The sequence below is a fragment of the Kitasatospora herbaricolor genome, assembly GCF_030813695.1.
Lineage (GTDB): Bacteria > Actinomycetota > Actinomycetes > Streptomycetales > Streptomycetaceae > Kitasatospora > Kitasatospora herbaricolor.
This window is the reverse complement of sequence record NZ_JAUSVA010000002.1, coordinates 4,541,843-4,563,470: the sequence shown is the minus strand read 5'-3', so window position 1 is coordinate 4,563,470 and position 21,628 is coordinate 4,541,843. Positions and strand designations below refer to the sequence as shown.

At 74.7% G+C, this 21,628-nt stretch carries 18 protein-coding genes; 8 read left to right on the top strand and 10 right to left on the bottom strand.

What is annotated here, in order from left to right; genetic code table 11:
* Nucleotides 1–193: 193 nt before the first annotated feature.
* Both J2S46_RS20400 and J2S46_RS20395 read right to left on the bottom strand, forming a co-directional pair.
* Nucleotides 194–760 (bottom strand): type III secretion system chaperone family protein, encoded by a 567-nt coding sequence (locus J2S46_RS20400; protein WP_191288591.1) that lies wholly within the window; start codon nt 758–760, stop codon nt 194–196.
* Between the two features lie 127 nt (nt 761–887).
* Nucleotides 888–1,250 carry a beta/gamma crystallin domain-containing protein gene (locus tag J2S46_RS20395; protein ID WP_191288592.1) on the bottom strand — a complete coding sequence of 121 codons (363 nt, stop codon included), beginning with the start codon at nt 1,248–1,250 and terminating at the stop codon, nt 888–890.
* Between the two features lie 334 nt (nt 1,251–1,584).
* Between J2S46_RS20395 and J2S46_RS20390 the strand changes: the two genes are divergently transcribed.
* Together J2S46_RS20390 and J2S46_RS20385 are read left to right on the top strand one after the other, a co-directional pair.
* Complete coding sequence (locus J2S46_RS20390; protein WP_191288593.1) at nt 1,585–1,854, top strand: helix-turn-helix domain-containing protein; 270 nt, start codon at nt 1,585–1,587, stop codon at nt 1,852–1,854.
* The gene (locus tag J2S46_RS20385) at nt 1,851–2,735 is read left to right on the top strand and encodes a hypothetical protein (RefSeq protein ID WP_191288594.1); all 885 of its coding nucleotides are present in this window, start codon (nt 1,851–1,853) and stop codon (nt 2,733–2,735) included. The genes J2S46_RS20390 and J2S46_RS20385 overlap by 4 nt, the downstream gene beginning before the upstream one ends.
* Nucleotides 2,736–2,836: 101 nt before the next feature.
* Here the strand turns inward: J2S46_RS20385 and clpB are convergent, their stop codons facing one another.
* Together clpB and J2S46_RS20375 are read right to left on the bottom strand one after the other, a co-directional pair.
* The gene (clpB, locus tag J2S46_RS20380) at nt 2,837–5,443 is read right to left on the bottom strand and encodes an ATP-dependent chaperone ClpB (RefSeq protein WP_191288595.1); all 2,607 of its coding nucleotides are present in this window, start codon (nt 5,441–5,443) and stop codon (nt 2,837–2,839) included.
* 198 nt (nt 5,444–5,641) lie between these two features.
* Nucleotides 5,642–6,550: a LysR family transcriptional regulator gene (locus J2S46_RS20375; protein ID WP_191288596.1), complete on the bottom strand. Its 909-nt coding sequence runs from the start codon at nt 6,548–6,550 to the stop codon at nt 5,642–5,644.
* A gap of 70 nt (nt 6,551–6,620) precedes the next feature.
* Here J2S46_RS20375 and J2S46_RS20370 point away from each other — a divergent pair, with 70 nt between their 5' ends.
* A complete protein-coding gene (locus tag J2S46_RS20370) occupies nt 6,621–7,724 on the top strand; it encodes an SLAC1 family transporter (RefSeq protein ID WP_191288597.1) in 1,104 nt (367 codons plus the stop codon).
* 90 nt (nt 7,725–7,814) lie between these two features.
* On the opposite strand, the gene J2S46_RS20365 is transcribed toward J2S46_RS20370, so the two are convergent.
* Complete coding sequence (locus J2S46_RS20365) at nt 7,815–8,684, bottom strand: oxidoreductase (protein ID WP_191288598.1); 870 nt, start codon at nt 8,682–8,684, stop codon at nt 7,815–7,817.
* 107 nt (nt 8,685–8,791) lie between these two features.
* Here J2S46_RS20365 and J2S46_RS20360 point away from each other — a divergent pair, with 107 nt between their 5' ends.
* The 5 genes from J2S46_RS20360 to J2S46_RS20340 all read left to right on the top strand — a co-directional run bounded on the left by J2S46_RS20360 (nt 8,792) and on the right by J2S46_RS20340 (nt 15,051).
* A complete protein-coding gene (locus tag J2S46_RS20360; protein ID WP_191288599.1) occupies nt 8,792–9,676 on the top strand; it encodes a LysR family transcriptional regulator in 885 nt (294 codons plus the stop codon).
* Nucleotides 9,677–9,915: 239 nt separating this feature from the next.
* On the top strand, nt 9,916–11,481 hold the full coding sequence (locus J2S46_RS20355; RefSeq protein ID WP_229912224.1) for a drimenyl diphosphate synthase: 1,566 nt from the start codon (nt 9,916–9,918) through the stop codon (nt 11,479–11,481).
* Between the two features lie 127 nt (nt 11,482–11,608).
* Nucleotides 11,609–12,805, top strand: coding sequence for a trans-sulfuration enzyme family protein (locus J2S46_RS20350; protein ID WP_191288601.1), 1,197 nt, complete (start codon nt 11,609–11,611; stop codon nt 12,803–12,805).
* 292 nt (nt 12,806–13,097) lie between these two features.
* Nucleotides 13,098–13,943, top strand: a complete 846-nt coding sequence (locus J2S46_RS20345) for a PP2C family protein-serine/threonine phosphatase (protein WP_191288602.1) — start codon at nt 13,098–13,100, stop codon at nt 13,941–13,943.
* A gap of 91 nt (nt 13,944–14,034) precedes the next feature.
* A complete protein-coding gene (locus tag J2S46_RS20340) occupies nt 14,035–15,051 on the top strand; it encodes an MASE1 domain-containing protein (RefSeq protein WP_191288713.1) in 1,017 nt (338 codons plus the stop codon).
* A gap of 70 nt (nt 15,052–15,121) precedes the next feature.
* On the opposite strand, the gene J2S46_RS20335 is transcribed toward J2S46_RS20340, so the two are convergent.
* From J2S46_RS20335 to J2S46_RS20315, 5 genes are all read right to left on the bottom strand, one after another.
* Nucleotides 15,122–15,817: an ABC transporter ATP-binding protein gene (locus J2S46_RS20335; RefSeq protein WP_229912226.1), complete on the bottom strand. Its 696-nt coding sequence runs from the start codon at nt 15,815–15,817 to the stop codon at nt 15,122–15,124.
* A gap of 3 nt (nt 15,818–15,820) precedes the next feature.
* Complete coding sequence (locus J2S46_RS20330) at nt 15,821–18,619, bottom strand: ABC transporter permease (RefSeq protein WP_191288603.1); 2,799 nt, start codon at nt 18,617–18,619, stop codon at nt 15,821–15,823.
* Nucleotides 18,620–18,641: 22 nt separating this feature from the next.
* Nucleotides 18,642–19,109 (bottom strand): S26 family signal peptidase, encoded by a 468-nt coding sequence (locus tag J2S46_RS20325; protein WP_229912228.1) that lies wholly within the window; start codon nt 19,107–19,109, stop codon nt 18,642–18,644.
* Between the two features lie 64 nt (nt 19,110–19,173).
* A complete protein-coding gene (locus tag J2S46_RS20320; protein ID WP_229912231.1) occupies nt 19,174–21,039 on the bottom strand; it encodes an ABC transporter ATP-binding protein in 1,866 nt (621 codons plus the stop codon).
* Nucleotides 21,036–21,566: a TlpA family protein disulfide reductase gene (locus tag J2S46_RS20315; protein WP_191288604.1), complete on the bottom strand. Its 531-nt coding sequence runs from the start codon at nt 21,564–21,566 to the stop codon at nt 21,036–21,038. Before J2S46_RS20315 ends, J2S46_RS20320 begins: the two co-directional genes overlap by 4 nt.
* Nucleotides 21,567–21,628: the final 62 nt, after the last annotated feature.

The window sequence follows — 21,628 nt, the reverse complement described above, 5'->3', positions numbered from 1 at the left end:
CTCCTGGCTTGTCGTCGGGATCATCCTCCGGGCATCGTCGGGCCCGGGACAAGTACACCCGGCGGGTCCCCCGCGGACGGCGGCGGCCCGGGGCCCGGGAGCCGGCCCGGCGCCGGGTACGACGACGGCCCGCCCCCGGGCCGGGGGCGGGCCGTGCGAGCGGCACGGTCCGCGGGACGCGTGCGCAGGGGGCTCAGGACTCGTCGGAGGGGGCGCCGTCCTCGGGGGTGCCCTCGTCGCCCTCGATGTCCTTCTGCAGGCCGAGGCGCTCGACGATCCACTGCTCGAAGCCGACCGCGGCCTGGGTCCAGTTGGCGGTGGTGGTCACGAAGTACTCCAGGTTCACGCCGGTGCCGACGATCATCTGGGACTCGCCGATCAGGCGGACCACGCCGTCCTCGTGCGTGTGGGTGTAGACCTTCGGCCAGAGGGTCTCGCGGTTCCACTCGTCGATGAGGTCGAGGATCTCGCCCTTGTCCTCCAGCGGGTACGAACGGTCGTAGAAGGCGCGGACCGCGAAGAGCTCCTTCTGCTCGCCACGGAACATGTAGTAGACGCGGAACCCGTCCCAGGGGGCGGTGAGGTCACCCTCCTCGTCGACCACGTGCTTCAGCTGCATCTGGTCGAGCAGCTGGGCCACCAGGGCCTGGTCGGGCACCACGACCGGCGGCGGGCCGGCCGGCTGGCCCTGACCGGGCTGACCACCCTGCGGGCCCTGCGGGACGCCGAACGAAGGGATGGACGACGGGTCGATACTCATGGGGGGTCCTCTTCTCAGTGCACGTGGGTGGTCGGCAATGAGAGGCCGCCCTTCCACGTCCCATCCTGCCTCATCCGGGGCCCCGGACACAGGGGCTCCCCGGGGCGGGCCCGCCCTCCGACCAGGCTCAGGGCCGGTACGCCTCGACCGAACGGACGGTCCCGAGCCGGCCGGCGTCGTTGTACATGCCGCTGTTCCAGGTCCAGGCCCAGAGGTGGCGGCTTCCGCTGCCCGCGGGGGACGAGATGCTGTAGTAGAAGTAGAAGTCGTTGTTCCCGGAGTAGATGTCCCCCGTGTTGTAGATCGTCACGTTCAGGTACCCGTCGTTGGCGAAGCACAGGTGGTCGCTGGTGGTCATGACGTTCACGAAGTCCCACCGGCCGTTGCAACTGACCCGATTGATGGCACTGGCGTCCGTGGCCGGCGCGGCGAGGGCGAGAGCGGCGGCTGCCGCCGTGGTGAGAGCGGCTTTCTTCCAGCGGCGGGTCATGATTCTCCTGTTTTCCCTGGTTTCCCTGCCGGCCGGTTCCTGGCCGGGCCCGGCGGGCCGACATGGGTCGGCGTGGCCGACCGGATCCTTGCAAGCCGGTGTCGGCACGGACCAGGAGGTTGACCGGAGGTTGACCGGAGGAACTGCCGGGCGGCCCACCCAAACGTGTACGGGCAGTGAGCTTTGTCACGCGCTGAGTGATCGCATTCCGTTGCCGTCGCCACCGGATGCCGTTAGCGTGCGGTGAAACCCTCCCGGCAGGACAATTTCCGCTGTCGGACGTCCAGTTGAGGTTTTCATTGGTTCGGGGGAGTCAGTGGTGGGGGGTCCTGTCATGGCGACGGGCAATTGTCTGGGGGCATTGCTCCGGAGCATGCGGCTCGACCGGGGAATGACCCAGGAGGATCTGGGCGCGGCCTCCGGAATGAGCGTGCGGTCCATCCGTGATCTGGAGCGCGGGGTTTCCTGTCCGCGGGTCTCCACTCTCCGACTGCTCGCCCAGACCTGGAAGTTGTCCGAGGCCCAGGGGGCCGAACTGCACCGGCTGGCCCGCACCGAGCGGGACCGCGCGGGCAGGAATCTCAAGACCGGAGCGTACGCGTGAAGTTGCAGGCACGGGTCGCGGCCACGGCCCTCGTGGTCGCCGGGCTGCTCGCCGCCCTCGCGGGGTGCACCTCAGGCCAGGGGGGCCGGGCGGCCCGGCCGTCCCTGACCCCGCCGCCGGCCGGAGCCGCCGTCGCGCCCGCCTCGGGACGCGACGCGATGATGCAACTCCCGCTCGGTGCCTACGGAACCACCGACGGTCGCAGCGAGATGGCGAGCCAGGCGCTCCGGGCGCTGATCACCAAGTGCATGCACGAAGGCGGCTACGCCACCTTCACCCGGGACGACGCTCTCAACGAGGGCCGGCGCCCCGACGCCGCCACGGCGCTGCCGGCCGGCGCCTTCGGCTACCTCTCGGAGGGCGTGGCGGCCGTCCAGGGCTTCCATCCCTCGCCGGAGACGGTGGCCGCGCCGGCTCGCCGGGCGCTGGAGCCGGCCGAGGAGGGGGCCGTGCAGAAGTGCATGGAGACCGCGTTCGCGCAGCTCAACAACCCGGACACGGCCGGTTCGGAGCTGGTCGGGCGGCTCTTCGACGAGTCGCTGGCGGTGCTGGCGAAGGACGCCCGGGTGACCGCGGCCACCACGGCCTGGCAGGGGTGCATGAGCGCCGCCGGATTTCCCGGGGTCACTCCGCAGGGGCTGGTGGACCAGTACCACGCGGCGGGGGCGCAGGCGGCCGCCGGGCCTTCGCCGGAGGAGCTCGCCGCGGCGAAGGCGGACGCCGCCTGCACGGCCCGCACCAACCTGGCCGGGATCTGGTTCGAGGTGCTGACCGGCTACCAGAAGCAGCTGATCGAGGCCAACCAGCAGAAATTGACGGACTATCAGCAGAAGTCCAGGGAGCGGGAGGCGAAGCTCACCAGGATCATCGCCGAGTCCTGAGTCCTGAGTCCTGAGTCCTGAGTCCTGAGTCCCTGGTCCCGCCTCCGCCGGGCGCGCCGGGGCGGGCCGCCCCGAAGGGAACGGCCCGCCGGCGCGCGGTGTCACTTCTCCAGCGGCCCCCGGGCGCGGACCGTCAGCCGGTCGCCGTCCTCGGCCAGCTCGACCACCACGGTCTCCCCGTCGTGGACCTGGCCGGACAGGATGGCCTTGGCCAGCTGGTCCCCGATCGCGGACTGCACCAGCCGGCGCAGCGGCCGGGCGCCGTACGCCGGGTCGTAGCCGGTGAGGGCCAGCCAGTCCCGGGCGGTCGGGGTGACCTCCAGGGTGAGCCGGCGCTCGCGCAGCCGCTCGCCGAGCTTGTTGACCTGCAGGTCCACGATCCGGCTGAGCTCCGCGGTGCCCAGCGGCTCGAAGACCACGATGTCGTCGAGCCGGTTGAGGAACTCCGGCTTGAAGGTGGCCCGGACGGTGTCCAGGACCAGGGCCTTCTTGCGCTCCTCCGGCGTGCTCGGGTCGATCAGGTACTGGGACCCGAGGTTGGAGGTAAGGATCAGGATGGCGTTGCGGAAGTCCACCGTCCGGCCCTGGCCGTCGGTGAGCCGGCCGTCGTCCAGCACCTGCAGCAGCACGTCGAAGACCTCGGGGTGGGCCTTCTCCACCTCGTCCAGCAGGACGACGCTGTACGGGCGGCGGCGCACCGCCTCGGTCAGCTGGCCGCCCTCCTCGTAGCCGACGTAGCCGGGCGGGGCGCCGACCAGCCGCGAGACGGAGTGCTTCTCGCCGTACTCGCTCATGTCGATCCGGACCATCGCCCGCTCGTCGTCGAACAGGAAGTCGGCCAGGGCCTTGGCGAGTTCGGTCTTGCCGACGCCGGTGGGGCCGAGGAACAGGAAGGAGCCGGTCGGGCGGTCCGGGTCGGCGATGCCGGAGCGGGTGCGGCGCACCGCGTCCGAGACGGCCTGGACGGCCTCGCGCTGGCCGATCAGCCGGCGCCCGAGCTCCTCCTCCATCCGCAGCAGCTTGGCGCTCTCGCCCTCCAGCAGCCGGCCGGCCGGGATGCCCGTCCAGGAGGAGACCACGTCGGCCACGTCGTCCGGGCCGACCTCCTCCTTGACCATCGACTGGCTGGCATCCTCGTCCGCGGCCCGCTCCTGGGCCTCGGTGAGCTCGCGCTCGGCGGCCGGGATCTCGGCGTACATCAGCTTGGACGCACGCTCGAAGTCGCCGTCCCGCTGGGCCCGTTCGAGCAGGCCACGCAGGTCGTCCAGGCGCTCCTTGAGCTCGCCGACCCGGTTGAGGCTCTTCTTCTCCTGCTCCCAGCGCGCGGTCAGCACGCTCAACTGCTCGTTCTTGTCGGCCAGATCGCGGCGCAGCCGGGCCAGCCGGTCGATCGAGGCCGGGTCGGACTCCTTCTCCAGGGCCAGCTCCTCCATCCGCAACCGGTCCACGGAGCGCTGGAGCTCGTCGATCTCCACCGGGGAGGAGTCGATCTCCATCCGGAGCCGGGAGGCGGCCTCGTCGACCAGGTCGATCGCCTTGTCCGGCAGGAAGCGCGAGGTGATGTAGCGGTTGGACAGGGTGGCGGCGGCGACCAGGGCGGCGTCCGAGATCTGCACCTTGTGGTGCGCCTCGTACCGGCCCTTGAGGCCGCGCAGGATCGCGATCGAGTCCTCCACCGAGGGCTCGCCGACGATCACCTGCTGGAAGCGGCGCTCCAGCGCCGGGTCCTTCTCGATCCGCTCGCGGTACTCGTCCAGGGTGGTGGCGCCGACCATCCGCAGCTCGCCGCGGGCCAGCATCGGCTTGAGCATGTTGCCGGCGTCCATCGCGGAGTCGCCGCCGGCTCCCGCGCCGACCATGGTGTGCAGCTCGTCGATGAAGGTGACCACCTGGCCGTCGCTCTGCTTGATGTCGTTCAGGACGGCCTTCAGCCGCTCCTCGAACTCGCCGCGGTACTTGGCGCCGGCGACCATCGCGCTGAGGTCCAGCGCGACCAGCCGCTTCCCGCGCAGCGACTCGGGCACGTCACCGGCGACGATCCGCTGGGCCAGGCCCTCGACCACGGCCGTCTTGCCGACGCCGGGCTCGCCGATCAGCACCGGGTTGTTCTTCGTCCGGCGGGAGAGCACCTGGACGACCCGGCGGATCTCCTGGTCGCGGCCGATCACCGGGTCGAGCTTGCCGTCCCGGGCGGCCTGGGTGAGGTCGGTGCCGTACTTCTCCAGCGCCTTGTAGGTGCCCTCGGGGTCCTGCGAGGTGACCCGGCCGCTGCCGCGCACGTCCTTGAAGGCGGCGAGCAGGGCCTTGGGGGTGGCGCCGTACCGGCTCAGCAGGTCGGCGACCGCGCCGCCCTCGGCGGCCAGGCCGACCAGCAGGTGCTCGGTGGAGAGGTACTGGTCGTCGAGGTCGTCGGCGCGCCTGCCGGCCTCGGTCAGCACGGCCAGGGTGTCCCGGGCCAGCTGCGGCGCGGCAACGGTCGAGCCGCTGGCGCTCGGCAGCCCGGTCAGCTGGCGGCGCGCCTCGGCGGTGATCCGGCCGGCGTCCGCGCCGACGGCTTCGAGCAGCGGCTTGGCGATGCCCTCGGGCTGTTCCAGCAGGGCGAGCAGGATGTGCACCGGCTTGACGTCCGGGTTCCCCGCTGCGCCCGCCTGCCGGATCGCGGCGGACAGGGCGTCCTGCGTCTTGGTGGTGAACTTGCTGGCGTCCACTGCTGGGTCGTCCTCCTCTACGTCGGGGCCGGGGCCGGCGGTCGGGGCCGGATCCCGGGGTGGGGAGCTGTCGCTCCTGCTAGATACAGCATGCACTAAGTTGAGTCTATTCCGCTCAACTTTCGGATGAACAGTTCGCGCGGCCGTTCCGGGGCGGCTCCGGGCGGCTCCGGGCGGCCGGGGACGGGCACCGCGGCCTCAGCCGGTCCGCCGGGTCAGGCCCAGCAGCTCCCGGGCCGGGCCGGACGGCCGCTGTCCGGCCGGCCAGACCGCGCGCAGCGGACGCCTCAGGTCCAGCCCCGCCGCCAGCGGGACCGCCACCAGCCGGCGGGTCGCCAGCTCCTCCACCACCGCCAGCTCGCTCAGGCAGACCGGCCCGGCGCCGGTCATCGCGGCCGCCTTCAGCGCCGTCGAGGAGGCCAGCTCCATCAGCGGCCGGGCCGCGCCGCCGTACGGCTCCAGCGCCATCTCCAGCACCTCCCGGGTGCCCGAGCCCGGCTCGCGGAGCACCAGCGCGGTCGCCGCCAGCTCCGGGCCGGTCAGCGGCGCGCGGCGGCGGGCCCACGGATGGTCGGGGGCCACCACCACGACCAGCCGGTCGGCGGCCACCACCGTGCCGGACAGGCCGGCGGCCGTGGTCGGGCCCTCCACGAAGCCGAGGTCCGCCTCGCCGGCCAGCACGTGCCCGGCGACGTCCGCGGAGTTGGCCGTCCGCAGCGTCACCGAGGTCTGCGGGCTGACCCCGTGCAGGGCCAGCAGCCAGCCGGGCATCAGGTACTCGGCGACGGTCAGGCTGGCCACCACCCGCAGCCGGGCGTCCCGGTTCTCGCGCAGCGCGTCGATCCCGGCGTCCAGCGCCCGGGCCGCCTCGACCACGTTGCGCGCCCACTCGACCACCAGCCGGCCCGCCTCGGTCGGCTTCGACCCGCGCGGCGAGCGCTCCAGCAGCGCCACCCCGATCTGCCGTTCCATGCCCTTGATCCGGGCGCTGGCGGTCGGCTGGCTCACGCCCAGCTCGGCCGCCGCCCGCCCGACGCTGCCCAGCCGCGCGACCGCGAGCAGCAGCTCCAGCGCACCCAGCTCGGGGACGTGCGAGGAGAGAGGCATAGGCCCAGGCTATGCGCTCATAGGCGCGCGGGCGCTACCGGCACGGCCAGGCCCCGGGCACGGTGGTGCCATGGCCACCCTCACCCTCGCCCGCCCGCTCACCGGCCACGGCCGCGCTCCCGCCCTCGCCGGACTCGGCCCCCAGTGGTACGCCGCCGTGATGGGCACCGCCGTCGTGGCGAACGGCGCGGCCGCGCTGCCCGTCCGTCCGCCCGGTCTGACCGGCTTCGGCGAACTGCTCTGGGGGCTGTCCGTCCTCGCGCTGCTCGCCCTGGTGGCGGCGCGCGCCGTGCACCTCACCCGGCACCGTGACACCGCCCGGGCCGGCCTGTTCGACACCCCGGCCACCGCCGTCTTCTACGGCTGCCCGCCGATGGCCCTGCTCGCGGTGGGGTACGCCACGCTGGCCTTCGGCCCACGGGTGATCGGCACCGGTCCGGCGCTGGCCGTCGACGCCGTGCTGTGGACGGCGGGCACCGCGTACGCGCTGGCCGTCGCGGCCGGCATCCCCTACCTGATGATCACCCGGCACCGGCTCGCCGCGCAGGACGCCAACCCCACCTGGCTGCTGCCGGTGGTGGCGCCGCTGGTCGCCGCCGCCACCGGCCCCGCGCTCGTGCCGTACCTGCCGGCCGGCGGCTGGCGGACCGCCATGCTGCAGGGCTGCTACGCGCTGCTCGGCGCCGGCCTGCTGGCCACCCTCGCCCTGCTCCCCGTGGTGATCACCGGGCTGCTGCACAGCAAGCCGCTCGCGCCCGCCCTCACCCCCGCGCTGTTCCTGGTGCTCGGGCCGCTCGGGCAGTCCACCACCGCGACCGGCCAGCTGGCCGACGCCGCCGGGCCGGCCGCCCCGGCGCTGGCCCCCGCCGCGCTGGTGCTGTCCGAGCTGTACGGCGTCGCGGTGATGGGCGTCGCGATGCTCTGGCTGCTGGTCGCCGCGGCCGCCAACCTGCGGGCGATGCGGGCCGGGATGCCTTTCGCGATGACCTGGTGGGCTTTCACCTTCCCGGTCGGGACGTGTGTCACCGGCGCGGCCGGCCTCGCCCGGCACACCGGCTTCGCGGGCTTCACCGGGCTGGCCGTGGCGCTCTACCTGCTGCTGATCGCGGCCTGGGCGGTCGCGGCCGTCCGGACGGTCGGCGGGCTGGCCGGCGGACGGCTGCTCCGGGCCTGAGCCGCCGGCCCGGCAGACGACCGCCGGCCCGGCGGCCGGCGGTGTGCGGGCGGCCGGGGTCGGGTCCGTCCGGACCCCGGCCGCCGCGGGTCAGGCGTCGAAGTCCGTGCCCCGGCTGACCTGCTCCCAGGCCAGCAGCTCCGCACGGGCCGCGTCGGCGTTCGCCAGGATCGCGTCGGTCGCGTCGTTGCCCAGCACCAGCCGCAGCGGGGTCCGCTCGGCCGCCAGCGCGGCCAGGATCGCCGCCGCGGCCTTGGCCGGGTCGCCGGGCTGGGTGCCGTCGCTCTGCGGCAGCACCTCGCGGACCGGGCCGACCGTCTCCCGGTACGCGTCCAGGGGGGCCGACTCCAGCAGCGCGCCGCCGCCCGCGAAGCCCGTCCGGAACGAGCCGGGCTCCACGATCATCACCTTCACGCCGAACGGGGCCACCTCCGGCGCCAGCGCCTCCGACAGTCCCTCCAGGGCGAACTTGGTCGCCGAGTAGGCGCCGACCCCGGCGAACGAGAGCCGCCCGCCCATGCTGCTCAGCTGCACCACCGCGCCGGACCCCTGCCGCCGCATCGCCGGCAGTACCGCCCGGGTGAGCGCCGCCGGGCCGAAGAAGTGCAGGTCCATCAGGTCGCGCAGCTCGCGGTCGGTGTTCTCCTCGACCGCGCCGATCAGGCCGCGCCCGGCGTTGTTCACCAGGACGTCGATCCGCCCGTACCAGAGCAGCACCTCGGCCACCACGGCGGTGATCCGCGCCTGGTCGGTGACGTCCAGGGCGACCGGCACCACCCGGTCGGGATGCTCGGCGGCGAGGTCCTTGAGCGCCTCCGGCCGGCGGACCGCCGCGACCACGGTGTCGCCGGCCGCCAGGGCCGCCTCGGTCAGCGCCCGGCCGAAGCCCGAGGAGGCACCGGTGATCAGCCAGACCCGGCCGGCCGCCGTGCGGGTGGCACCTGCGTGAGTGTTCGTCATGTCCTGCTCCTTGATCCGCTGTTGACGGTTCCAGTGAGCCACTTCGCGGTGTCCGGCGTCCAAGACAGAGCTTCCGCCGCCCGATAAAGGCCGCTTATCATCGCTGCGTGGAGCTCCGGCAACTGCGCTACCTCGTCGAGATCGCCGATCAGGGCAACCTGGGTCGGGCCGCGGAACGGCTCCACGTGAGCCAGCCGGCCCTCTCGTACGCGCTCCGGAACCTGGAGTCCGAGCTGGGCCTGCGGCTGTTCGAACGGCACTCCGGCGGCGTGAACGCCACCGCCGCCGGGCTGGACGTGGTCGCCGAGGCCCGCCGGACCCTGCGCCAGGCCGACCGGGTGACGGCGGTCGCCGAGCGCCACCTGCGCGGCGAGACCGGGGTGCTGCGGGTCGGCTTCGAGGCCAGCGGCGCGGGCGAGCTGACCACCCGGGCGCGGGCCGAGTTCGCCCGTCGCCATCCCGGCGTCCAGGTGACGCCCAAGCGCTTCGACTGGAGCGAGGAGGCCGCGGCGCTGCGCGACGGCCGGGTCGACGTCGCCTTCGTCTGGCTGCCCGCGGACCTCACCGGCCTGCACGCCGAACTGGTGCACTCCGAACCCCGGGTGGTCGGCCTGCCGGCCCGGCACCCGCTGGCCGGGCGGGCGGGGGTCGGCGTGATGGAGGTCAACGACGAGCCCTTGATGTGGACCGAGCGGGCGCCCCGCGAATGGGTCGACTGGTGGGCCGTGAACCCCCGGCCGGACGGCTCGGCCCCGCGCTGGGGGCCGACCAACGACAACGTCGAGGAGATGCTGGAGCAGGTGGCCGACGGCGCCGCCATCTGCTTCGCGCCGGCCAGCATGGCCCGGTACTACGGCCGCCCCGACCTCTGCTGGGTGCCGCTCGTCGACGCCGAGCCCCTGCGGGTGGTGCTCGCCTGGGGGGCCGGCACCGACAACCCGCTGGTGCGGGGCTTCGCCGAAGTGGTCCGGGAGCTGGCCGCCCGGGGCTGAGGCCCGGCCGCCACGGGATGCTCCAGGGGCGGTAGTTGGCCCGGAGGGTGGAGTTCCGGAATTCAGGTCACGCAAAGTGTCCGATGAGCTACGATCCGTAAGTCATGATCTTGTCGTGGCCCGGCTCCGGCCTGGCGCGGCCGTGGCGGCGGAGCAGTGCGGCCGGGCCCGCCACCGCCCGGCCGCACCGTCCGCGGCCACCGGCCCGGCCGCGTCGTCCCCCATGGAAAGCCCCGAAGTTGACGCCTGTCCTGCTGCCCTCCGCCGGCCGGGTCGAACCCCTCGCCCACGGGCCGCACGCCGATGAACTCCTGCACCGCCGCGACCGGCTGGCCCGCCGGGTGGCCGCCCGGGTGGGCCCGGACGGCCTGCTCCGGGCGCCCTGCGAGAGCCGGGTGCTGGAGTCCGCGCTGGCGCTGTGGCTGCTCACCGCCGAGCGGACCGCCCCGCAGGCCCGCCGGCGGCTCGCCCGGTACCTCCGGGACACCCTCGACAGCCGGCCGCCGGACGCCCTCCAGCGCGCTCTCGGCCGGGCCGCGCTCGGCACCGCCGGCCCCGCCGACCGGGCGGCGGCCCGGCAGCTCGTCGTCGACGACTTCACGGCCGACCGCAAGCGGCTCATGTTCGCCACCCTGCTGGCCGAACTCGGCGCCGGGGAGTTCCCCCGGGCGCGGCCCGAGGCCTACGACGTGCGCGGCCAGCAGAGCTGGCTCCAGCTGGAGATGACCTCGCTCAAGATCATGGCGGCGTACGGCACCGGCGCCCCCGGACTGGTCACCGGCACGGACTGGGACGTCCTGGCGCCCGCCGTCCGGCCCGGGCCGGCCTGGGAGTGCAACAACCTGGCCCGGTTGCTCGGACTGCTCGCGCTGCGCAAGCACCCCGGCCGGCGGCCGGCCGTCCGCCGCGCCCTCGGGGACGTGCTGGCCGGCCTCGGCCCCGACGGGGGACTCCCGTTCATCACCGGCATGAGCCTCTTCGCCACCGCCACCGCCGGGCTCGCCCTCGTCCGCTGCGGGTACGCGGGGCCGCTGGTCGACCGGATGGCCGACGCCCTCGCCGGCCGGCAGAACCCCGACGGCGGATTCGGCTTCCACCCGGGGGTGACGCAGAGCGACGTCGACGACACCTCGTACGCGGTGGAGTTCCTGCGCGGCACCGGTGCGGCCCGGCACCGCCGGCGGATCCGCGCGGCCGAGCGCCACCTGCTGGAGCGGCGCAACCCCGACGGCGGCTTCCCCACCTATGCGCGCGGCGTCCCCTCGGAGATCGCGATGACCGCCGGGGCCGTCAACGCGCTGGCCCCCGACCCGGCGCACCGGGCGGTGGTCGAGGCCGGCGCGCGCTTCATCGCGGCCGGCCAGCGGGCGGACGGCGGCTTCGGGCGCGGCTGGAGCCGCAACGCCTCCAACGCGGTCTTCCGGGCGGTGCTGGCCTGCGACGCCGCCCGGGCGGGCGCCGGCCCCGCCACCCGCCGGGAGCTGGACCTGGTCAGGAGCCGGGCCGTCGGCCACCTGGCCCGGACGGGCAACGCCGACGGCGGCTGGGGCCACCGGCCCGGCGACCCGAGCGACCCGATCAGCACGGCGTACGCGGTGATCGCCCTGGCCGGCTCGCCGGAACACCGCCCGCTGCTCCGGCGGGCCGTCCGGCTGCTCGCCGACCGCCAGCAGCCGGACGGCGGCTACCTCAGCCGCCCGGACCAGGCCGGTCCCCGGCCGCTGCTCTACGACGTCCCGGCGCTGGCGGACGTGAGCGTGCTGCTCGGCCTGGCCCACGCACCGGTCGGGCCGGCCACCCGGTGACCCGCCCGCCTGCCGCACCTGCCCGGTGACCCGCCCGCCCGGGGCCGCCCGGCGGAACCACGGCCCCTGGGCCAATCCGCTCCGATTGGCCCTGGACGGCCCGGCCCCGGGTTCCGAGGATGGCGCCATGACCTCACTTCCCCCGGAGCTGCACCCCGAGAGCAGGACCGTCCACCCGCCGGTCGCCGAGGTGGCCGGCAGCCGGCCGCTCGGCGTGCCGATCCACCAGGGCCACGTGTTCGCCTTCGACGACCCGGACGCCCTGGCCGCGGCCTTCACCGACCCCACCGGCGCCTTCCTCTACGGCCGGATGGGCAACCCCACCGTCCGGTCCCTGGAAAGGGCGGTCGCCGACCTCGAGGGCGGCGCCGCCGCCCTCGCCGCCGCCTCCGGGATGGGCGCGATCAACTCCGTGCTGCTCGGACTGCTCCGCTCCGGCGACCACGTGATCGCCCAGCGCAGCCTCTACGGCGGCACCACGGCGGTGCTCGGCGACCTGGCCGAGCGCTGGGGCGTGCAGGTCACCCACGTCGGCGGCGACAGCGCCGAGGAGGTCCGGCAGGCGCTGCGCCCGAACACCCGCCTGCTCTACCTGGAGACCATCTCCAACCCGATGACCCGGATCTCGGACCTGCCCGCGCTGACCGCCGTCGCCCGGGAGGCGGGCGTGCTCAGCGTCGTCGACAACACCTTCGCCACCCCGCTGCTCTGCCGTCCGCTCGACCACGGCGCCGACATCGTGGTGCACTCCGCCACCAAGTACCTCGGCGGTCACAGCGACGTGCTCGGCGGCGTGGCCGTCTTCGCCTCCGCCGAGTTGCACGCCGAGGTCTGGCACCACGCCTCGGAGCTGGGCGCCTCGGCCGACCCCTTCACCGCCTGGCTCACCCTGCGCGGCATGCAGACCCTCGCACTGCGGGTCCGGCGGCACTGCGAGAACGCGCTCACGCTGGCCACCCGGCTGGCCGACCACCCGGCGGTGGCCGCCGTGCACTACCCGGGGCTGCCCCGGCACCCGGACCACGCCCTCGCCGGTCGGCTGCTGGACGGCGGCCACGGCGGCATGCTCGCCTTCGAGCACGTCGGCGGCCGGGAGGCCGGCCACGCCTTCGCCGGGGCCGTCCGGCTCGCCGCCCTGGCGCCGTCCCTGGGCGGGGTGCACACGCTCGTCATGCACCCGGCCAGCACCTCGCACCGCCAGCTGGACGACGAGCAGCTGCGGGCGGCGGGCATCGGCGCGGGGACGATCCGCGTCACCGTCGGGATCGAGCACCCGGACGACCTGTGGGCCGACCTCGACCAGGCCCTCGGCAAGGCCGGCTGACCCGGGCGGGCCCACCGGGCGTACTCAGCGGGCGCGAGCCAGGTGAGCGACCGCCGGGCGGCAGCCGGGGGAGCGGCCGCCGGGCGGGAGCGGCCGGGGCCGGGGGCCGGTCCGCTCCGCCAAGCGGCGGCGGCAGCGCAGAAATAGGATGAACCTGCGATTCGCCGGGTGACCGGCCCGGCTCTCGGCCGTCCGGTGCCGCACGGTCGCCCGTCCCGGGGAGTGTCCCGGGTACCGGTCGCACCCGCGGTGACCGGCCTCGGGCGCGTGACCCAAGCCCCTGGGAGGGTCGATGACCCGACGCCGGCCCGCCAGCGCCGACGACCTGCTGACCGAACTCGGACGCCTCACCGCACAGGCCCTGGAGCGCGCCGAGCTGCAGCAGGCCCGGGTCGAACTCGCCCAGGCCCTGCAACGCGAGCTGCTCCCCGGCGCCCTGCCGGAGCTGCCGGGCCTGCGCACCGCGGCCCGCTACGCGCCCGCCCGCAACGGCCTGGACATCGGCGGGGACTGGTACGACGGCTTCCGGCTGCCGGACGGCGCGCTCGGCTTCTCGATCGGCGACGTGCAGGGGCACGACGTCGAGGCGGCCGCCTTCATGGGCCAGGTCCGGGTCGGCCTGCGGGCGGTGGCCGGCATCTCGGCCGACCCGGGGGAGGTGCTGGCCCGGGCCAACGAACTGCTGCTCTCGATGGACTGCACCCTCTTCGCCACCTGCAGCTTCCTGCGCTTCGACCCGGTCAGCTGGGAACTGTCGGACTCCCGGGCCGGCCATGTGCCCGCGGTCTGGGCCACCACCGACGGCCGCAGCGGCGTCACCCAGGACGAGGGCGGACTGCCGATCGGGATCCTGCCCGGCGAGGTGTACCCGGTGACCCGGCGCCGGCTGGCGGTGCCCGGTGCGTTCGTCCTGGTCACGGACGGTGTGGTGGAGGGGCCCTCGTTCCCGATCGAGGCCGGCCTGGAGCAGGTCGCCCGGGTGGTCGAGGAGGGCGTCGGCGCCGGGGCCCGGGCCGGCACCGTCCCCGACCCGGGCGAGCTGGCCACCGAGATCATCAAGGTCGCCGACCTCACCGGCCACACGGACGACGCCGCCGTCCTGGTCCTGTGCCACGACGAGCGGGACCGCGAGGCGTAGGCCGTCCCGGGGCAGGACCGGCAGGCGGAACAAGCCCCGCAGCGCGTGTCACGGGCCGGTGCCGGGCCGGCGGCGTTGTCTGATGGCTTCTGTGGTGCGCAACGAGGTATTCCGGCGTCTCACCGCAGCGGCCCTGCGGATCCTCGCCGTCGCGGCCGCCTGGTTGGTGGCCGGCCGGATCGGACTGCTGCAGCAGGTGGTCGTCGGGGGTGCCAAGGTCGCGCCGCTCTGGCCGCCCACGGGCATCGCCCTGACCTGCCTGCTGATCCTCGGCCTGCGGGTCTGGCCCGGCATCGCGATCGGCACCCTGCTGGTCATCGCCACCATCGGGCCGGTGAACGGCGCCTCCGTCGCGATCGCCGCCGGGAACAGCCTCGCCGTGGTCTGCTCCTGCCTGATGCTCCGGGCGGTGGGCTTCCGGATCCAGCTGGACCGGCTGCGGGACGGCGTGGCCCTGGTCTTCCTCGGCGCGCTGGCCGGCATGCTGATCAGCGCGACCGTGGGCAGCCTCGCGCTGCTGCTGGTCGGCTCGCTGCCGGCCAGCGGCTTCTGCGCGACCTGGTCGGCGTGGTGGGTCGGCGACGCGATGGGCGTCCTGGTCGTCACGCCCCTGCTGCTGGCGCTCTACACCTTCCGCCGGCCGACCGCGATACGGCCCTACCAGTGGGCCGAACCTCCGCTGCTGGTGCTGCTCACCGCCGTGGTGGCCCTGATCGGCACCCGCAGCCCGCTGCACCTGCTGTTCCTGGTCTTCCCGGTGCTCATCTGGGCTGCGCTGCGCTACCAGCTGATGGGCGCCGCGCCGTGCGTGCTGGTCGTCTCGGTGGTCGCGGTCCGGGCCGCGGTCGACGGGGTCGGTCCGTTCGCCGGCCACAGCACGCTCGCCGTCATGTTCACCCTCCAGGCCCTCAACGGCGCGGCGGCGCTGACCGCGCTGCTGCTGTCGGCGCTGATCGCCGAGCAGCGGAACACCTACTTCAAGATCGAACAGGCCTGTGTCGCGCTGGCCGAGGTGGTGGCCCGGCTGGCACCGGGCGAGGACGCCCACCGCTGGCCGCCGGCCGGGGACGAGGAGGACGAGGAGGAGGACCGCCCCGGCGGACGGTGACCGGGGCGGTGGACGTCGACCGGGCCGGCCGCAGGCCGACCGCCGCGGGTCCGGCCGGCCGGACCCGCGCTCAGCCGTCCACCAGACGCCCGTCCCGCAGGCGGATCTGCTCGTCGCAGTCGTCGGCCAGGCCCGGGTCGTGGGTGGCGATCACCATCGTCATGCCGCGCTCGGCCCGCAGGGTGAGCAGCAGCTCCACCACCGCCGCGCCGGTCCGGCTGTCCAGGTTGCCGGTCGGCTCGTCCGCGAGCAGCAGCGCCGGGTCGTTGATCAGGGCCCGGGCGATCGCCACCCGCTGCTGCTGCCCGCCGGAAAGCTTCGACGGCAGGGCGGCCTCCCGTCCGCCGAGTCCCACCACCTCCAGCAGCTCGCGGGCCCGGGCGCGCTTGTCGAAGTCGGTGCGGACCGGCAGCACCGGCGCGATCACGTTGTCCAGCGCCGACAGCGCCGGCAGCAGGTGGAAGCGCTGGAACACGATGCCGATACCGCGCCGGTAGGCGGCCAGCCGGCGGCGCGACATGGCGGTGATCTCGGCGTCGCCGACGTGGATCGTGCCGCTGTCCGGGCGCTCGATCGCGCCCAGCATGTGCAGCAGCGTCGACTTGCCGGAGCCGGACGGCCCGGTCAGCGAGACCGCGCGGCCGGGCTCGATCCGCACGCTCACCCCGTCGACGGCGGCGAGGCTCTGGTCCGCGCCGGTCCGGAAGGACCTCCGCACGTCCAGCGCCCGTACGGCGGCGCCGGAGCCCATGGGTGTGTCGGTCAAGGGTCAGTCCTCCGTGAGCAGTTGGCCGATGGGGGTGCGGCGCAGCAGGGCGGCCGGCACGAGTGAGGCGACGATCGTCGTCAGCACGCCGCCGGCCGCGACGGCGGCGGCCGTGGCCACGACGCCGGCGGGCAGCGCGCCGGCCAGCGTCGCCGTGGCGGCGGCCCCGGCGGTGGCTCCGGCCAGGGCACCCAGCAGGCCCATCAGCGCGCCCTCGGTGACGACCAGCCGGCCGAGTTCGCGGTCGTCCCAGCCGGCGGCCGACAGCGCGGCGAGCTCGGCGGCCCGCTCGCGGATGCCGAGGTAGAGCACGTCGGCCACCGCGAGGGCGCCGAGCAGCACGACGGTCGCCACGGCCACGTAGTCGATGCCGCGGACCTGGAAGGACACCGCCTGTCCGAGCAGCGACCCGACCAGGGCGTTGCGGAAGGTCCAGGTGATCCCGATCAGGACGGTCAGCGCGCAGGTGCCGACGGCCACGCTGAGCGCGCCCAGCAGACTGCGGCCCGGTGTCCGACGGACGTTGCCCGCGGCCAGCCCGGCGATGCCGCGGGCCCGGCTGACCCGGTGCGCGTCCGAGACGGCCGGGCGGACGGCCGCGGCGGGCGCCGTCCGGGCGGCGCGCAGGGCCGGGACGGCGCCGGCGAGCAGGGCCAGCAGGACGGCTCCCGGCACCGCCGTCGCGGCGCGGGCCGCGGTGATCTTCAGGCCGAAGAGCACCGCCACCGGCCAGGACAGCGCCGCGCCGGCCAGCCCGGCCAGCAGTCCGAGCAGGGCTACCTCCCCGAGCAGGGTGGCCAGCACCCGGCCGGGCGACCAGCCCAGGCAGGCCAGTACGCCCAGTTCGGTGCGCCGCGAACGGACGGCGGCGCCCACCGAGTTGGTGACGAACAGCGCACACACGGCGAGGATCAGGACGAACAGGGTGAGGCTCTTGCGGTCCAGCGCGTCCAGCACGGTGAAGGCGACCCCGAGCTTGGCCCAGTTCTGCTCGACGAGCAGCTCCGGCCGGCCGAAGCGTCCGGCGCCGAGCGCGATGGTGGTGGGGTGCGGCGAGGAGCCGTAGGTGACGTCCACGTGCAGGCCGGTGCGGTCCTGGATCTGCTGGGCGATCAGCCGCACCCGCTCGCGGCTGACCGCGTCCGTGCCGGTGATCCCGGAGACCCGGACCCGGACCGAGCTGATCGGGTCGGCGGCGTGCAGGTCACCCTGGAAGGCGCCCCGGGTCAGTGCGGGCAGCGCGTCCAGGGTGGTGAGCAGCTGCGGCGGCTGGCTGAGCAGGCCGCCCAGACCGCCGTCGGGCTGCAGGGCCTTGCCGCCGAGCGCGGCGGTGGAGGCGGCGTCCGCGGGCGTGGTGGTCGGCGGGTCGTACGCGCCGAGCGGGACGGCCGTGAGCGGGTTGGTCGCGGGCAGCTTCGCGGCGTCGAAGACGCCGACGGCCTCCGGCACGGGGACGGTCAGCCGGCCGGGCTCGGACTGCGGGACGGCCAGGTGCTTGTCGACCGCCCGCAGCGGTGTCTCGGCGTTGCTCGGCGGCACCTTGAGCCAGGGCGAGTTCGGCACCCCGGAGGCCCAGGTGGAGTCCGGGTTCTGCGCGGCGGTGGGCCGCAGCACGCCGCCCGGCCCCTCGGTGAAGGTGAGCGGGCCGACCGTCCAGGTGGCGGCCAGCGAGTTCAGGGAGGCGGGGGTGCCCGCGGAGATCCCGTCGAGCAGCTGCCCGTAGGCCTCCCCGGCGGTGACCGTCCGGGTGGTGACCGGCTGCCCGGCCAGTGCGCCGAGGGCCGCCGTGCCGAGCTGCGCCGGGGTGCGGCCGTCCGTCCCGGCCAGCCGCTGAACCGAGACGTCCACGGTCTGGTCGAGGCTGCTCCGGGCCGCCGCCAGCACCGGGAAGGTCGGCTGCGGGACGGTCGTGGCGGTGGTGTCGGTGGCGGTGCCCACGGCGGCGGCCACCTGGCGGGTACCGGCGCCCTGGTGGTCGGCCAGGTACCGGCCGGAGACGACGGCGCCGTCCAGACCGTCCAGCCGGGCCTCGGAGGCCGGGTCGATCGCGCCGATCAGCATCGGCACCCGGATGTTGACCTTGTACCCGACCGGGCCGGAGGCCGGCCGGGTGCTGATGGTCTCGCCGTTCACCACCGAGCGGGAGCCCTTGGTGGAGTCGCAGCCGATCCGGTCCGGGGTGTCGAAGGGGCCGGCCGGCGGCACCGCGTCGACCGGGCAGGCCGCGACCTGGGCGCCGGAGGGGAGTTCCTCCGTCACCGGGCCGGGTCCGCCCTGACCGCCCTGGTTCTCGACCAGCTGGTTGCGGGTGACGTACTGGTAGGTGACGGCCGGCGGGGTCCGGCTGAGGCCCTGGTCGGTGGAGGTGGTGGTGGTGATCCGGAAGACGGCGCCGTCCTGCCCGGCCGGGATCTGCGCGGCCAGGTCGACCGGTACCGAGGCGCTCGCCATGACGTAGCCGACCAGCGCCATCGGCGCGGCCACGTCCACGCCGGGGATCCGCTGGATCCGCTGCCACTGCTCCAGGCTGATCCCGCCGAAGATCCCGGACAGGAAGCCGGCCTGCACCACGCCCTGGGCGCGTTCGGCCTCGGACCGGGCGCCGGTCGGCCGGACCAGGATGTCGTACGCCGAGCGGTAGTTGCTGTCCACCGTCCGGCGGACCTGCAGCTCCTGCGTCCGGGCCGCGCCGGTGAGCACGGTGAACGCGGACGTGGCGACCGCGATTCCGGACATCAGGGCGACGGCTCTGCCGAGCCGGTGCCGCAGTTGGGACCGCACCATCACGAGCAAGTCGACCACCTCATCGCGCGTACCACTTCCGTCAGCCTCGGGGCCGGATGCCGTCAAGGACGATTCCGACGACGCTCTGCGTGGGGAGCACTCCCCAGAGCCGGGAGTCGGTGCTGAAGCCCGGGTTGTCCCCGAGCAGGACGAGCTGCCCGGGCGGGACCAGATCCCCGGCGGCGGCACCGGCGGCCTCCCGGACCTCCGGCGGGATCGGCTCCCCGGCCAGTGCCGCTACCCGCTTCACCAGCAGCGGCCGGGCGCCGGCCGGCCGGCGCCCGGGCCGCCCGTCCGTCCCGGCGGCGGCCGGCGCGGTCACCACGACGATCCGGCCGGTCCGCAGCCGGGCCAGCCCGGGCCGGACGAAGAACACGCGCTGACCGTGCCGCAGGGCCGGCGTCATGCTCGGTCCGGAGACCAGCAGGACGGACACCGACAGCCGGAGCAGCACCAGCAGGGCCGCGAGCAGCGCCGCGAGCCCCAGGAACAGGTGGAGCGGGGTCACTTCGGTTTCCTCCCTTCCGCCGCCCGGCGGTGCCGGGCGGTGCCTGCCCGGCCGCGGGCCGGCCTCAGACCCGCTCCGGTGCGCGCGGCGGGCCCGGTGCGGCGGCCAGCTGGTACCCGTCCGCCTGCAGGGTGAACAGGCCCGCGTACTCCCCGCCGTGCGCCATGAGTTCGTCGTGGGTGCCCAGTTCGCTCACCCGGCCGCCCTTGAGCACGATGATCCGGTCCGCGTCCCGCACGGAGCTCAGCCGGTGCGAGATCACCACGCTCGTCGCGTCGCGCCGCAACTCCCGTAGACTGTCGTGAAGTTCCTTCTCGGCGGCCGCGTCCAGGCCGGCGCTGGGCTCGTCCAGGATCAGCAGGTCCGCGTCCCTGCGCATGAACGCCCTTGCGACGGCCACCCGTTGCCATTCGCCACCGGACAGCGACCGGCCGGCGCCGCCCTGCTCCGGCTCCGGGACGAAGATCCGGCTCAGCAGCGTCCGGTAGCCGGCCTCCATCGCGGAGATCCGCCCGTGCACCCCCGCCGCCCTCGCGGCGGCCGTCACCAGCTCCGGGTCGTCCAGCCGGGAGACCTGGCCGAGGCCGATGTTCTCGCCGGCCGTGAGGTCGTACCGGCAGTAGTCCTGGAAGACCACCCCGATCCGCTCCCTGAGCTGCTCGGGGGTGAACTCCCGGATGTCCAGGCCGTCCCAGAGGATCCGGCCCCGGGTCGGGTCGTACAGCCGGCAGAGCAGCTTGACCAGGGTGCTCTTGCCGGCGCCGTTCAGGCCGACCAGCGCGGTCGTGGCGCCGACCGGGATGGTCAGGTCGACGCCCTTCAGCACCCAGGGCGAGGCGTCGTCGTAGCGGAACCAGACGTCCTGCAGCGTGATGCCGGGGCCGGCCGGGGCAGGGGCGGCGGCCACCGCCGGCCGGGAGAGGTCCGGCGTGACCAGTTGCAGGCCCCGGTAGAAGCCGAAGGTGATCGAGGCCTGGTAGGCGGCGCTGCCGGTACCGGCCAACTGCGAGACGCCGGACTGGATCCCGGCCGTCGCGGCCAGGAAGACCGACACGTCGCCGATCGAGAGCGCACCGGTGCGCGCGGCGTGCACCGCCCAGGCCAAGCCGACGCCGTACACGGCGACCCCCAGCAGGGACGGCGGCAGCCGCCGGAGCAGGTTGCCCAGGTCGGTGAGGCGCTCGGCCGCGGAGGCGGCGCGCAGTTCGGCCCCGGCCCGCTCCTTGAAGAACGCCTGCAGGCCGAAGAGCCGGATCTCCTTCACCGCGTCCACGTCGGTCAGCAGGCTGCCGTAGAACATCTGCCGCCGGTTGCGCGGCATGTTGTCCTGCAGCACCGCGGCGCGCCGCCGCCCGGCGGCCAGCTGGGTCCCGAAGAGCGGCAGCGCCATCAGCACGGTGACCACGCCCAGCACGGGGTTGAGGACGAACACCGTGGCCAGGAACCCGGTGAGGGTCACCAGCGCCTGCAGGCTGCTCACCGCCGAGCCGATCAGCAGCTCGGGAGCGGAGGCGCCGGCCTGCTGGGCGAGCCGCAACTCGTCCTGGAACCGGGGGTCTTCGAAGTGGCGCAGGCCGGGCAGCCGGTTGACGCCGTCGAACAGCTCGTCCTGCACCCGCAGCCGGATCGCCCGGCTGTTCTGGGCCCGGAGGTACTCGATCACCGACGGGACCAGCGACAGCCCGAGGCTCGCCGCCACCAGCAGCACGGTGACCCGCACCAGGGCTCCGGTGGGGCGCAGTTGGGTGATCGCGTCGAACAACTCGCGGACCAGGACCGCGATCAGGGCCGGCAGCAGGCCGGCGACCACGCTGGCCAGCGCGTAGCAGGTGATGGTGCGTGGACCCGACCGCCAGGCCAGCCCGGCGGCGGCCCGCGCCGACCCGAGCGCCCGCAGGCCGGTCCCGGGCGCGGTGTCCGCCCCGGTCACTGGGCCGGGGACGGGGTCGGGACGGCGAGTTCGGAGACCTGGCCGCGGTCCGTGATCCTGCCCTCGGCGTCCACGTTGAGGTAGCTCGGCCACCGGACGATCCCGAAGGCCGCCGAGGCCCCGGCGTGGCCGGCCGGCTCGGTCACCACCCGGGCGACCGGGCTCAGCAGCCCGACCAGCTCCGCCTCCGCGGCGCCGCCGCCCTTGACGAACGCCAGCACCTGCTCGCGGCCGCCGGGAATGTCCCGCACCACGCGGGCGAACTCCGGAGCCTGCTCGCGGCACGGCTGGCAGGTGGTCGAAAAGAATCCGACGATCGCCTCCCCGCGCAGGTCCTCGCGACTGATCGGGCCGTCCGCGTGGGTGTGCGCGTTGAATTCGGGCAGCGGGGATCCGTCCGGCAGGCTGTTCGCCGGCGGCTCGTTGTCGAACGTCGCGGTGCCGGGCGACCGGCGGGCCACGGCGAGCGTCAGGACCAGATTGAAGACGGACAGGCAGGCGATCAGGACGACAGCGGCAACAAGCATGATGACGGGGCCTCGCTTCGGCGCTCGCTATTGAGTGTGCACAAGAAGTGCGGCAACGGTGG